The organism is Streptomyces sp. NPDC006140 (genome assembly GCF_040628815.1).
In the GTDB taxonomy this organism is placed as follows: Bacteria; Actinomycetota; Actinomycetes; order Streptomycetales; family Streptomycetaceae; genus Streptomyces.
In genome coordinates this window covers 142,630-156,419 of the sequence record NZ_JBEXTS010000014.1, presented here as the reverse complement: position 1 = coordinate 156,419, position 13,790 = coordinate 142,630, and the positions used below count along the sequence as shown (strand labels likewise).

Annotated in this window: 7 protein-coding genes; 4 read left to right on the top strand and 3 right to left on the bottom strand. The window is 72.2% G+C overall.

Annotation, left to right across the window (positions count from 1 at the left end; translation table 11 throughout):
* Positions 1 to 14 precede the first annotated feature (14 nt).
* Positions 15 to 3,548, bottom strand: a complete 3,534-nt coding sequence (gene mfd, locus ABZ386_RS31665; protein WP_351347647.1) for a transcription-repair coupling factor — start codon at positions 3,546 to 3,548, stop codon at positions 15 to 17.
* A gap of 248 nt (positions 3,549 to 3,796) precedes the next feature.
* Here mfd and ABZ386_RS31660 point away from each other — a divergent pair, with 248 nt between their 5' ends.
* Positions 3,797 to 5,236, top strand: a complete 1,440-nt coding sequence (locus tag ABZ386_RS31660) for a DUF2079 domain-containing protein (protein WP_358966993.1) — start codon at positions 3,797 to 3,799, stop codon at positions 5,234 to 5,236.
* A gap of 104 nt (positions 5,237 to 5,340) precedes the next feature.
* On the opposite strand, the gene ABZ386_RS31655 is transcribed toward ABZ386_RS31660, so the two are convergent.
* Together ABZ386_RS31655 and ABZ386_RS31650 are read right to left on the bottom strand one after the other, a co-directional pair.
* Positions 5,341 to 7,920 carry an FtsX-like permease family protein gene (locus ABZ386_RS31655; RefSeq protein ID WP_358966990.1) on the bottom strand — a complete coding sequence of 860 codons (2,580 nt, stop codon included), beginning with the start codon at positions 7,918 to 7,920 and terminating at the stop codon, positions 5,341 to 5,343.
* Positions 7,917 to 8,705 (bottom strand): ABC transporter ATP-binding protein, encoded by a 789-nt coding sequence (locus ABZ386_RS31650; RefSeq protein WP_037758751.1) that lies wholly within the window; start codon positions 8,703 to 8,705, stop codon positions 7,917 to 7,919. The genes ABZ386_RS31655 and ABZ386_RS31650 overlap by 4 nt, the downstream gene beginning before the upstream one ends.
* Before the next feature lie 472 nt (positions 8,706 to 9,177).
* Between ABZ386_RS31650 and ABZ386_RS31645 the strand changes: the two genes are divergently transcribed.
* From ABZ386_RS31645 to ABZ386_RS31635, 3 genes are all read left to right on the top strand, one after another.
* Positions 9,178 to 10,671, top strand: coding sequence for an MFS transporter (locus ABZ386_RS31645; RefSeq protein ID WP_355725364.1), 1,494 nt, complete (start codon positions 9,178 to 9,180; stop codon positions 10,669 to 10,671).
* Positions 10,672 to 10,691: 20 nt separating this feature from the next.
* Entirely contained in the window at positions 10,692 to 11,198 is a 507-nt protein-coding gene (locus tag ABZ386_RS31640) for a GNAT family N-acetyltransferase (protein WP_351347639.1), read from the top strand.
* An 81-nt stretch (positions 11,199 to 11,279) separates the two neighbouring features.
* Positions 11,280 to 13,787, top strand: a complete 2,508-nt coding sequence (locus ABZ386_RS31635) for a hypothetical protein (RefSeq protein WP_358966987.1) — start codon at positions 11,280 to 11,282, stop codon at positions 13,785 to 13,787.
* The last annotated feature ends 3 nt before the right edge of the window (positions 13,788 to 13,790 follow it).

The following is a 13,790-nucleotide window of genomic DNA, read 5'->3' as shown; positions in this document are numbered from 1 at the left end:
GACACCCCTGGCCGTCAAGACCCCAGCACCGACGTCAGGAACTCCCCGACCCACGCCAGCAGGTCCCGCCCGACCAGCGGCTTGCCGCCCACCTTCGCGGTCTTCGGGCGCGGCACCAGCACCTGGTGCACCGCCGGCTTGATGACGACCCCCGGGTACAGCCGCTTGACCCGCAGCTCCTGCGACTCGCGCAACTCCACCGGCGCGAACCGGATGTTGTTGCCCTGCAGCACGATCTCGCCGACCCCGCACGCGCGCGCGAGCATGCGCAGGCCCGCGACGAGCAGCAGGTTCTCCACCGGTTCGGGCAGCTTGCCGTAGCGGTCGGCGAGTTCCTCGCGTACGGCCTTGACGTCCTCCTCCGTGTTGGCGGAGGCGATGGCCCGGTACGCCTGGAGGCGGAGGCGCTCGCCCGGCGCGTAGTCGTGCGGGACGTGCGCGTCGACCGGCAGCTCGATCTTGACCTCGAGCGGCGGCTCCTCCTCGATCTCGCCGGTCTCCAGCTGCCGCCGGTAGTCGGCCACGGCCTCGCCGACCATCCGCACGTACAGGTCGAAGCCGACGCCCGCGATGTGACCGGACTGCTCGCCGCCGAGGAGGTTGCCCGCGCCGCGGATCTCCAGGTCCTTCATGGCGACGTACATGCCGGCGCCCATCTCCGTGTGCTGGGCGATCGTCGCGAGCCGTTCGTGCGCGGTCTCCGTCAGCGGCTTCTCCGGCGGGTAGAGGAAGTAGGCGTAGCCGCGCTCGCGGCCCCGGCCGACCCGGCCGCGCAGCTGGTGCAGCTGGGACAGGCCGAAGTTGTCGCCGCGCTCCACGATGAGGGTGTTGGCGTTGGAGATGTCGATGCCGGACTCGACGATGGTCGTGGAGACCAGCACGTCGAACTTCTTCTCCCAGAAGTCGACGACGACCTGCTCCAGGGCCGACTCCGACATCTGGCCGTGCGCGGTGGCGATGCGCGCCTCGGGGACGATCTCGCGCAGCCGGGCCGCCGCACGGTCGATCGACTCGACGCGGTTGTGGATGTAGAAGACCTGGCCCTCCCGCAGCAGCTCACGGCGGATGGCGGCGCCGATCTGCTTCTCCTCGTAGGGGCCGACGAAGGTCAGGACCGGGTGGCGCTCCTCCGGCGGGGTGGTGATGGTCGACATCTCGCGGATGCCGGTGACCGCCATCTCCAGCGTCCGGGGGATCGGGGTCGCGGACATCGTCAGCACGTCGACGTTGGCGCGGAGCTTCTTCAGCTGCTCCTTGTGCTCGACGCCGAAGCGCTGCTCCTCGTCGACGATGACCAGGCCCAGGTCCTTGAACTTCGTCTCGGACGAGAACAGCCGGTGGGTGCCGATGACGATGTCGACCGAGCCCTCGCGCAGGCCCTCCAGGACCGCCTTGGCCTCGGTGTCGGTCTGGAAGCGGGAGAGCGCCTTCACGTTCACCGGGAACTGCGCGTACCGCTCGCTGAACGTCCCGAAGTGCTGCTGCACCAGCAGCGTCGTGGGCACCAGGACGGCCACCTGCTTGCCGTCCTGGACGGCCTTGAAGGCGGCCCGGACCGCGATCTCGGTCTTGCCGTAGCCGACGTCGCCGCAGATCAGGCGGTCCATGGGGACCGACTTCTCCATGTCCTCCTTGACCTCGGCGATGGTGGTGAGCTGGTCGGGCGTCTCCGCGTAGGGGAAGGCGTCCTCCAGTTCGCGCTGCCAGGGGGTGTCCGCGCCGAAGGCGTGCCCGGGGGCCGCCATGCGGGCGCTGTACAGCTTGATGAGGTCGGCGGCGATCTCCTTGACGGCCTTCTTCGCGCGGGCCTTCGTCTTCGTCCAGTCGGCGCCGCCGAGGCGGTGCAGGGTGGGGGCCTCGCCGCCGACGTACTTGGTGATCTGCTCCAGCTGGTCGGTGGGGATGTAGAGGCGGTCGCCGGGCTGGCCGCGCTTGGCGGGCGCGTACTCGACGACCAGGTACTCGCGGGTCGCGCCCTGCACGGTGCGCTGCACCATCTCGATGTAGCGGCCCACGCCGTGCTGCTCGTGGACGATGTAGTCGCCCGGCTCCAGGGTGAGCGGGTCGATGGTCTTGCGGCGGCGGGCCGGCATCCGGGCGCCCTCGCGGCCGGACGCCTTCTGGCCGGACAGGTCGGTCTCGGTCAGGACGGCGAGTCTGAGGGCCGGGTCGACGAAGCCGTGCTCGATCGAGCCGCACGCCACGTGCACGAGCGACGGGGAGATCTCGGCGAGGTCCGTGTCGAGCCGGGCGGCGATGCCCTCGCCGCCGAGCACCTCGACCGTACGGGCCGCCGGGCCGTGCCCCTCGGTGACGTACACCGCGCGCCAGCCGTCGGCGAGCCAGCCCTTGGTGTCGGCGAGGGCCTTGGCGGTGTCGCCGCGGTAGGTCTCCGGGGCGTGCATGCCGAGCTTGAGGGTGTCGTCGTCCAACTCCTCGTCGGCGGCGAACGGCGAGACGGACCACCACATCATGTCCAGCTCGCGGGCCCGTTCCCGGACGTCGGCGATGGACCACAGGGAGGCCGCGCCGACGTCGATGGGCGCCTCGCCGCCGCCGGCGGTGGCCGCCCAGGAGGCCTGGAGGAACTCCTGTGAGGTGGCGACGAGGTCCGACGCGCGCGTGCGCACCCGCTCCGGGTCGCACACGACGGCCATGGCGCCCTTGGGCAGCACGTCGAGCAGCAGCTCCATGTCGTCGACGAGGACCGGAGCGAGGGACTCCATGCCCTCGACGGCGATCCCCTCGGCGATCTTGCCGAGCAGCTCGCCCAGCTCGGGGTGCTGTTCGGCCAGGGCACGCGCGCGCGTGCGGACGTCCTCGGTGAGGAGCAGCTCGCGGCACGGCGGCGCCCACAGGCCGTGCTCGGCGACTTCGAGGGAGCGCTGGTCGGCGACCTTGAAGTAGCGGATCTCCTCGACGTCGTCGCCCCAGAACTCGATGCGCAGGGGGTGTTCCTCAGTGGGCGGGAACACGTCGAGGATGCCGCCGCGGACGGCGAACTCGCCGCGCTTCTCGACGAGCTCCACGCGCGCGTAGGCGGCGGCCGCGAGGGCGTCGACCACCTCGTTCAGGTCGGCGCTCTGGCCGGTCCTCAGCGCGACCGGCTCCAGGTCGCCGAGGCCCTTGACCTGTGGCTGGAGCACGGAGCGCACCGGTGCCACGACGACGGAGACCGGGCCCGTCTCGGGGTCGTCGGGCCGGGGGTGGGCCAGGCGGCGCAGGACGGCCAGGCGGCGGCCGACGGTGTCGCTGCGGGGGCTGAGCCGCTCGTGCGGGAGCGTCTCCCACGACGGGTACTCCACGACCCCCTCGGGCGGGAGGAGGGAGCGCAGGGCCGCGGCCAGGTCCTCGGCCTCGCGGCCCGTCGCCGTCACCGCCAGCACCGGGCGGCCCGTGTCGCGGGCCAGGGCGGCGACGGTGAACGGGCGGGCCGCGGGGGGACCGACCAGGTCGACGTGCATGCGGTTGCCGTCTGCGGCCGCCTTGATCGCTTCCGCGAGCGCGGCGTCCTTGACTACGGCGTCGAGCAGACCGTGCAGGCTCATACGGGGCTTTTTCCGTCCAGGGGTGGGCAACACGACGGGCCCGACGCGCGCTGCGGGCCGGGGGTCTCCAGCGTACGACGATGCGCGCCCGCGCGGCGGGCCTGTGGATAACGCCCGTTCTCCCCTGGCCGTGGCCAGTCCCGCCGGTCACGGGGGAATCAGCCGCCCAATCTTCACAACTTCACCCCCACCCGTTGTTTTCACCACGGCATGATCTGTCCGATTCCCGCCCCTGCGTAAGGCACGTCATGCCTGCCTCCACCCTCCGGGCCCCGTCGCCCCGGATACCGACGCCGGTCACCCGCACCCCGGGTGGCCGGCGCCGTCTCGGCGCGCGATGCGACCCCTGGCTCCTCGCCGCCGTCCTCTTCGCCGCCTACACGACCGTCTCCGTGGGCCGCTACCGGCACATGGCGACCCTCTCCTGGGACCTGGGCATCTTCGAGCAGGCCGTGCGCGCCTACGCGCATCTGCGGGCGCCGGTCGCCGATCTCAAGGGGCCGGGCTTCGACATCCTGGGGGACCACTTCAGCCCGGTGACCGCCGTGCTCGCGCCGGTGTACCGGCTGTTTCCCTCGCCGGTCACGCTGCTGGTCGCGCAGGCCGCGCTCTTCGCGCTGTCCGCCGTGCCGGTCACCCGCGCCGCCGCCCGGCTCCTGGGCCGACGCCGGGGTCTGGCGCTCGGCCTGGCCTACGGGCTGTCCTGGGGCGTCCAGCGCGCCGTCGACTTCGACTTCCACGAGATCTGCTTCGCCGTCCCGCTGATCGCCTTCTCCCTGGAGGCCCTCCTCGCACAGCGCCGCCGGGCGGCCCTGTGCTGGGCCCTTCCCCTGGTGCTGGTCAAGGAGGACCTGGGGCTGACACTGGCCGCGATCGCGCTGGTCGTGGCCTGGCGGGCCCGCGGCCGGTCGCCCCGGGCGGTCCGGTACGCGCTCGGTGTCGCGGTGTTCGGCGTGGCGGCGACGGTGATCGTCCTCACCGTGGTGATCCCGTCGTTCAGCCCGTCGGGCGGTTACGACTACTGGAACAAGGTCAGCGAGGCGGGCAGCCCCTTCGAGGGCCTCGACACCAAGCTGCGCACCCTCGCCTGGCTGCTGATCCCCACCACCGGGCTGCTGGCCCTGCGCTCCCCGCTGCTGGTGGTCGCGCTGCCGACGCTCGGCTGGCGCTTCCTGTCCGGGGACGCGCACTACTGGGGCACCGACTGGCACTACAGCGCGGTCCTGATGCCGGTCGTCGTGCTCGCTCTCGCCGACGCCCTCACCACCGCCCGCCTCAGCACGCGCGCGTGGCTGCGGTCGTACGCCGCCCAACTGCCGGCCGCCGTCGCCGCCGCGGCGCTGGCGCTGACCACCTCGCTGCCGCTGGCGCAGCTCACCGGGGCCGAGATCTACCGCAAGCCGGCCGCGGTGTCCGGCGTCGAACGCCTGCTCGCGCGGATACCCGACGGCGCCACCGTCGAGGCCAACGTCGGCCCGATCAGCCGCCTCACCTCGCGCTGCCGGGTCTTCTGGCTCGGCAACACCCGGGGCGTCACCCCCGAGTACATCGCCCTGGAGAACGTCGACGGCACGTACCGGGACCCGGTGGGCTACGCCCGGGTGCTGCACCCCGACGCCGAGTACGCCGTGGCGGGCCAGGCCAACGGGTACGTGGTCCTCCAGCGGCGGACGGCGACCGGCGGCTGACGCGCCTCGCGTTCGGCCGGACAGCGCTGAGGCCCGCCCCGGAGGCCGAGACCTCCGGGGCGGGCCGTCCCCCGCAACCCCCGTGTGCGGTGGTTCTCGGGTGGCTACTCGGTCGCGATCGCGTTCAGGACGTTCATCCGGCCCGCCCGGAACGCCGGGATCAGTGCCGCGAACAGGCCCACGAACGCCGAGCCGATGAAGACGCCGAAGATGGTCGGCCAGGGGATGTCGAGGATCATCAGGCCCTCCAGCTCCAGCAGCTGCTGTGCGGTGGCGCCCCAGCCCATGCCCAGTCCGAGGCCCAGCAGGGCGCCGAAGAGGGCGATGACGACGGACTCCATGCGGATCATGCGGCGCAGCTGGCGGCGGGAGAGGCCGATCGCCCGCATCAGGCCGATCTCCCGGGTGCGCTCCACCACGGACAGGGCCAGGGTGTTCACGACGCCCAGGATGGCGACGATGATCGCCAGGGCCAGCAGGCCGTAGATCATGTTGAGCAGCTGGCCGATCTGGTCCTTCAGGGCCTCCTTGTAGTCGGTCTGGTCGCGCACGGTGTACTGCGGGTAGTCGTGCAGTGCCGACTTCAGGGACTTGTAGGCCGCGTCCTGCTGCCCTTCCTTGGCAGTGGCGAAGACCAGCGAGTCCAGCGGCATCTTGTCGGCCGGGACGTACTTGGCCATCGTGGCGATGGACGTGTACATCGCTCCCGCGTCGATCACGACGTCACTGCTGGTGATCGCCCGGACCGTCAGGTCGGCGGCGGAGCCGTCCTTGAAGGCCACCTTGATCTTCGAGCCGAGGCTGATGCCGTGGTCCTTGGCGAACTTCTCGTGCACGGACATCGAGTCGGGCTTGTAGGCGTCGGGCAGCTTGCCGGCGACCGTCTCGGTGCGCAGGTCGGTCGCGTACGACGGGTCGGCCGCCGTGATCGCCGTGTCCTTGAGGGTCTCGCCGTCGGGGGTGGTGAAGTCGGCCTGGGTCCACTTGTACTCGGTGACCCGCTCCAGTTCCGGCGTCGACTTCATGGCCTTGACGGCCTGCGGGGTGAGCAGCTGGCCGCTGTCGGACTGGACGATGAAGTCCGTGCCGACGGTCTTGTCGAGCTGGTCGGTGGCGGAGGCCACCATGGAGGAGCCGACCACGGACAGGCACGCCACCAGGGCGAGACCGATCATCAGCGCGGCGCCCGTGGCGCCGGTGCGGCGCGGGTTGCGCAGGGCGTTGCGCTCGGCCATGCGGCCCACGGGGCCGAACATCCGCAGCAGGACCGCGCCGAGGACGCGGACCACTCCGCCGGCGAGCAGCGGGCCGATCACGACGAAGCCGATCAGCGACAGCACCACGCCGATGCCGAGCCACAGCGAGCCGTCCGTGGCCTTGTCGGCCGCCGCCGCGAGGTACAGGGCGAAGACGCCGCCTGCGGTGAGGACGGTGCCGATGATGCCGCGGATCCACCCGGCCTTGGCGTCCGCCGGGGCTCCCGCGTCGCGCAGGGCGGCCATCGGGGAGATCTTGCCGGCGCGCCGGGCGGGCAGGTAGGCGGCGAGGACGGTGACGACCACGCCGAGGACGAGGCCGACCACCGGGGTCGTCCAGGCCACCGTCAGGTCGTCGGTGGACAGTTCCATGCCCATCTGGCCCATGAGCTTCATCAGGCCGACGGCGAGGCCGACGCCCGCGCCCACACCGAGCACCGAGCCGACGAAGCCGAGCAGCAGCGCCTCGGCCAGCACCGAGCGGTTGACCTGCTTGCGGGAGGAGCCGATGGCCCGCATCAGGCCGATCTCCCGGGTGCGCTGGGCGACCAGCATGGAGAAGGTGTTGATGATCAGGAAGATGCCGACGAGGAAGGCGATCCCGGCGAAGCCGAGCATCGCGTACTTCATGACGTTCATGAAGCCCTCGACGTCCTTCTGGTTGGCGTCGGCGGTCTCCTTGGCCGTCTTGACCTGGAAGCCGCCGCCGAGTTCGGCGGTGACGTTCTTCTTCAGCTGCGCGTCGCTGACCCCGGCGGCCGCGGTGACGTTGACGTTGGTGTAGACGCCGGTCTCGCCGACCAGGGCCTGCTGGGCGGTCTTCGTGTCGAAGTAGAAGATCGCGGCGCCGGGGTTGGTGACGGTGAAGTCGGCGATGCCGGAGATCTTCGCCTGGTGCGTGCCGACCGCGCTGATCACCGCGATCTCGTCGCCGAGCTTCAGGCCGTGCTTGTCGGCGGTGTCGGCGTCGACCATGATCTGGTCGCCGCCCTTGGGTGCCGCACCGGAGGTGATCTTCATGGTGCGGGCGTCGGTGGCGTTCCAGCTGCCGACGATGGTCGGGCCGCCGCTGGTGGGCGAGAGGTTGTCCTTGTCGGCGTCGACGACGGTGACCGAAGTCGAGAAGACGGTGCCCTCGGCGGACTTCACGCCGTCGGCCCCCCGCACCTCGCCGAGCACGGAGGCCGGCATCACGGGCGGCTTGCCGTTGTCGGCGGTCGTCTCACCGCTGTCGGAGGCGCCCTTGGCGCTCACCGTCACGTCCGAGGAGGTGGCCGCGAAGAGCTTGTCGAACGTGGTGGACATGGTGTCCGTGAAGACGAGCGTCCCGCAGACGAAGGCCACCGACAGCAGGACGGCGATCGCGGAGAGCGCCATGCGGCCCTTGTGCGCGAGGAAGTTGCGCATCGAGGTCTTCATGACGGTCATGACGTGCGCCCCCGGGCGTCGAAGTCCTTCATGCGGTCCAGGACGGCCTCGGCGGTCGGCTTGTACATCTCGTCGACGATGCGGCCGTCGGCGAGGTACAGCACGCGGTCCGCGTACGAGGCGGCCACCGGGTCGTGCGTGACCATGACGATGGTCTGGCCCAGTTCGTCCACGGACCGGCGCAGGAAGCCGAGGACCTCGGCACCCGCGCGCGAGTCGAGGTTTCCGGTCGGCTCGTCACCGAAGATGATCTCGGGCCGGGCCGCGAGCGCCCGCGCCACGGCGACGCGCTGCTGCTGGCCGCCGGAGAGCTGGGTGGGCCGGTGCTTGAGCCGGTCGGCGAGGCCGACGGTCTCCACGACCCGGGCCAGCCACTGCTTGTCCGGCTTGCGGCCCGCGATGTCCATGGGCAGCGTGATGTTCTCTATGGCGTTGAGCGTCGGCAGCAGGTTGAACGCCTGGAAGATGAACCCGATGCGGTCCCGGCGCAGCTGCGTGAGCTTCTTGTCCTTCAGGCCGGTGATCTCGGTCTCGTCGAGGTAGATCTGCCCGCCGGTGACGGTGTCGAGCCCGGCGAGGCAGTGCATGAGCGTGGACTTGCCGGAGCCCGAGGGGCCCATGATCGCGGTGAACTGGCCGCGTGCGATGTCCACGTCGACGTGATCGAGGGCGACGACCCGGGTCTCTCCGGACCCGTACGCCTTCACGACCTGCCGCGCCCGCGCGGCAACGGCCGTACGCCCTCCAGTACCCCCGTGCCTGGGAATGGTCACAGCCGAAGTCACGGTATGTCTCCTATATCGGTCAGCAGATGGTGAAGGCGGTCGCCTGGTCGACAGCCGCGGTACGCGTTGCCGGACCACGAATCCGTCCGACGCGTTTCAGTCTCGCCGCGGGGAGGGGCCCCGCGCCCTGGTGTTCAGCGCAGTCTTTTCCTGTGGAAAACCCCACCCCCGCCGGTGTGAGAACCGCCCCCCGGCGGCGTAAAGCCAGGTTAAGGAGCGCCGCCTCCGCGTCTCGTCCTCCGCCGGTACGAACCCTCCCCAGGTCGTAGTACGGAGGTACCCCTAGGGGCAGTCCACCGAAGGGTGGAGGCCGTCTCAGGGTTGGCTCCACCCGTCGGTCCAGTCAGGCTCCACCCTCCCGCGACGTCAGGGTCAAGTGGGAAGCTGTCGGCGGCAGGTAGGTGCAAGGGGCAGGCACAGCGGCGACGGCGCGGGACGGCGGCGTGGCCACGGCGAGGGGGAGGAACCCGGGGTGGGCAGCACCAGTTCCGCGGCACGTGAGACCGCGCGTCCGGCCGCGACCGACCGGCGCGGAGCCGTCGTCGCCGCGCTGATGCTCTCGATGGCGCTGGCGGCGCTCGACGCCACCATCGTCTCGACGGCCGTCCCGCAGATCGTCGGGGACCTCGGCGGTTTCTCCGTCTTCTCCTGGCTGTTCTCCGGCTACCTGCTGGCCGTGACCGTCACCCTGCCCGTGTACGGCAAGCTCTCCGACACCTTCGGCCGCAAACCGGTCCTGATAGCGGGCTCGGCCCTGTTCCTCGTCGGCTCCCTGCTGTGCGCGCTGGCCTGGAACATGGGGGCGCTCATCGCCTTCCGGATCGTGCAGGGCCTGGGCGGCGGCGCCCTCCAGGGGACCGTGCAGACGCTCGCCGCCGACCTGTACCCGCTGAAGGACCGGCCCAAGATCCAGTCGAAACTCTCGACGGTGTGGGCGCTGTCCGCGGTCGCCGGCCCGGGCCTCGGCGGTGTGCTCGCCGCCTATGCGGACTGGCGCTGGATCTTCCTGGTCAACCTGCCGATCGGCACGGTCGCCCTGTGGCTGATCGTCCGTCACCTCCACGAGCCGGAGCGGGAAACGGCGCCCCACGCGCGCGTGGACTGGGCGGGCGCGCTCGCGGTGTTCGCCTGCGGCGGCGTGCTGCTCACGGCCTTGGTGCAGGGCGGGGTGGCGTGGCCGTGGCTGTCGGCGCCCTCACTGGCCCTGTTCGGTGCGGGACTCGTCCTGGTCGCGGTGGTGGTGCTGGTGGAGCGCCGGGCGGCGGAGCCGATCATCCCGGGCTGGGTGTGGCGGCGCCGCACGATCGCCGCGGTCAATCTGGCCCTGGGGGCGCTGGGTCTGCTGATGGTCGCGCCGACGGTGTTCCTGCCCACCTACGCCCAGTCGGTGCTGGGCCTCGCGCCCGTGGCCGCCGGATTCGTGCTCTCCGTGTGGACGTTGAGCTGGCCGGTGTCGGCGGCGCTGAGCCAGCACGTGTACCGCAGGATCGGCTTCCGCAACACCGCGATGCTGGGCATCGGAACGGCCTCGCTGATCCTGTTCGCGTTCCCCCTCCTGCCGTACCCCGGGCAGGCGTGGCAGCCGACCCTGCTGATGCTGCTGCTCGGTGGCGCGCTGGGCCTGTTCCAGCTGCCCCTCATCGTCGGGGTGCAGTCGACGGTGGGCTGGGCGGAGCGCGGTACGACGACCGCGTCCGTGCTGTTCTGCCGCCAGACCGGCCAGACGATCGGCGCGGCGCTCTTCGGCGCGGTCGCCAACGGGGTGCTGGCCTCCCGGCTCGGCGGTGCGGGCGACCTCGACTCGGTGACCCGGGCGCTGGACCCGGGCAGCGCCCCGGAGGCGACCCGGCGGGCGATCGCGGACGCGGTGCACGCGGTCTACCTGGGCGCGGCGGGCGCGGCGGCCCTGGCGTTCCTGGTGCTGCTGTTCCTCGCGCCCCGGAAATTCCCGGTGCTGAAGGACTGACGGTACGTATCCTCCGGCCCATGCTGACCCTGGAACGGCTGCGCGCCGACCACGCGGACGCCCTGCTGGCCTTCGAGCGGGAGAACCGGGCGTACTTCGCACGGACGGTCCCGGACCGCGGGGACGCCTACTTCACCCCGGCCGGGTTCGCCGAACGCCACCGGGCGCTCCTGGAGGAGCAGCACGCGCGCGTGTGCCACTTCCATGTCCTCCTGGAGGATGAGGCGCTGGTGGGCCGGGTGAACCTGATGGACGCGGCGGACGGCAGCGCCGAACTCGGCTACCGGATCGGCGAGCGCGCCTCGGGCCGGGGCGTGGCCACGGCCGCCGTCGCACAGATGTGCCGGCTGGCCGCCGCCGAGTACGGGCTGACGTCCCTCACCGCGCGGACGACCCTGGACAATCCCGCCTCCATGAAGGTCCTGACCCGCAACGGTTTCACGCGGGTGGAGAACACGACCGTCGGCGGCCGCCCCGGCATCCGCTACGTCCGCGAACACCTCACCGCCGCCCCCGGCAACCCCTAAGGCCCGACCCCGACGCCTTTCCGGGACCGGACACTCGTGCGGGTGACGCGCCGTGACGGCCGGTGCGTGTCTGCTGGTGGCATGGACTTCAACAGGCGCACGGCGATGGCGGCGGGACTCGGAGCGGTGGCGGCGGCGCACGGCACGCCCGCGGCCCGGGCGGCCGCGCCCACGGCGGTGACGGTGCAGGGTGAGGCCGCGGTACGGACGAACATCCCGGTGGTCAGGGACCGCCGGGCGTCCGGCGGGCGGTACCTGAGGTTACGGACGGCCGGGAAACCCCCGGCGGGGACCGGCTGGTACGCGACGTACGTCGTGCGTGTACCGCGGCCCGGGGTGTACGCGCTGACCGCCGTCGCCACCGCGCCGATGGAGACGCCGCATACCGAGGCCGTCGCCTCCTACCCGCTACTGTCCGTGGACGACGGCCCGTTCGCGGAGATCGCGCGCTCGCAACCGCACTGGTACGAGTCGCGGCCCGCCTGGGGCGACCTGTCCGTCCTGGACCTGGGCGTGGTCGAACTGGACGCCGGTGCCCATACGCTCACGTTCCGCGTCGCCGAACCGGCCGTCCTCGACGACACGACGGCGTACGCCCTGTCCCTGGACCGCTTCACCCTGCGCCACCTGGCCGGTCACCCGGCCCTGTGCGAACTGTCGGTGCCCCGGCACCGCGTGGGCGAACCGGCCCGGCTGCGACTGACCCTCGACGGGCGCGCCACACGCGCGTACCGCGTGCGGTACGTCGTCAGCGACCACCGCGGAAGGCAGGCAGCGGCCGGCCGGGCCACCATCGCCGCGGGGGCCACGAGTGCGACGGTCACGCTGCCCGCCCTGCCCCCGGGTCACTACCGGGTGAGCGCGGACGGCGTGACGGGCCGGTTCGCCCGCCTGCCCGCGCGCCCCGCCGTCACCGGCCCCGCCAGCCGCTTCGGCGTCAACGTCTGGGCGTCCTCCCTCGTGCCGCCGTCCCGGCTGGCGGACTTCGCCGCGGCCGTGCGGGACATGGGAGCCGGCTGGGTACGCGACGGCCAGTCCTGGCCCGCGGCCGAACCGGCCCCCGGCGCGTACGACACCTCCCACCACGACCGCCGCACCCGTACCCTGCGCGCCCACGGCCTGGCCGTCCTCGACGTGCTCTCCCCCGCCCCCGAGTGGTCCATGACCGACGCCTCGCTTCCGCTCCCGGCGGACCTCAGGCACGCCTACCGCTACGCCCGGCACCTGGCGGCGGCCGCCCCCGAGGCACTCCAGCTCTCGAACGAACCGGACGTCGACACCACCCGCAGCACCGGCGACGCCCACGCCGCGTTCGTGAAGGCCGCCGCCCTCGGAATCAAGGACGCCGCGCCCGAGCCCTGCCTCGTCGTCCTGCCGGGCATCGCGCAGACCGGCCCCTTCCAGGACCTGATGCTCGCCAACGACGTCGTGCGGTACGCCGATGTCTGGGCCTTCCACGGCTACCCGGACCCGACCGAGCCCGGCGAGCCGCGCTTCCCGGGCGCCGCGGAGGAGCAGCACGAACTGGCCCGCCGGCACCAGGCACGCGTACCGCTGTGGATGACGGAGTGCGGTGCGTTCCAGAAGGCCCGGCCCGGAGAGGACCTGACGCCGGAGCAGGAGATGGTGCAGGCGCGGTACGTGGTGCGGTCCATGGTGGAGGGGCTGGCGGCCGGGAACGACCGGCAGTTCTGGTTCGCGGGCCCGCCGCTGCACGACGACGGCGTCTACTTCGGGCTGCTGGACAGGGATTTCCGCCCGCTGCCCGCCTACAGCGCCTTCGCGGCCCTCACCTCGCTGCTCGGCGCGGCACACTTCACCGGCTTCGCGCCCGGCCTGCCGGACGGCGCCCGGGGGTTCGTCTTCGACAGCGGACGTGGAGAGCGGGTCATGGTGCTGTGGGCGGAGCGGCCGGTGCGCGTGGACGTGGCGGGGGTCGCGTACGACCTGATGGGCCGCCGTCTGCGGGCGGGGCCGGTGACCGTCTCACGTGACCCTCTGTTCGTCGTCTCCCCCTCGGCCTCCGCAACCGGCCCGGCCCCTGTGGCCCTGGCGCCCTCCGTGGCCCCGGCGACCCCCGTGGCCCCGGCGACCCCCGTGGCCCCGGCGACCCCTGTGGCCCTGGCGACCCCCGTGGCCTCCGCGCACTCCGTGATCTCCGCTCCCTCCGTACGAGCCGCCGCTCGCCCCCGGGCCCGCCTCTCCCCCGCCGAGCACATCGTCCTCGCCCAGCGCTTCCCCGCCCGAAACGCCGCCCCCGGCAAGGACGACGGTGACGCGCCGCCGCCGTACGGCTACCGCCTCGGCCGCCGTACGCGCATGGTCGTCGACGTCTACAACTTCGGTGCCACCGCATGCCATGTGACGCTCGCGGCCCGGCCGGTGGGCGACGGGTGGTCCGTGCGGGCGGAGTCCGGGCGGCGGGAGGTACGCATACGCGTTCCCGCCGGAGGCCGGGTCGGCATCGGCTTCACGGTCCGCGCCGGCAGTTCGGTGCGGCGTCGGACCGACCGGCGGCTGGCGTTCGGCGCGACGCTCGACGATCACAGCGAAGTGCCGGCGTCCGTGGCGCTGATCCACCTCAAGTAGCCC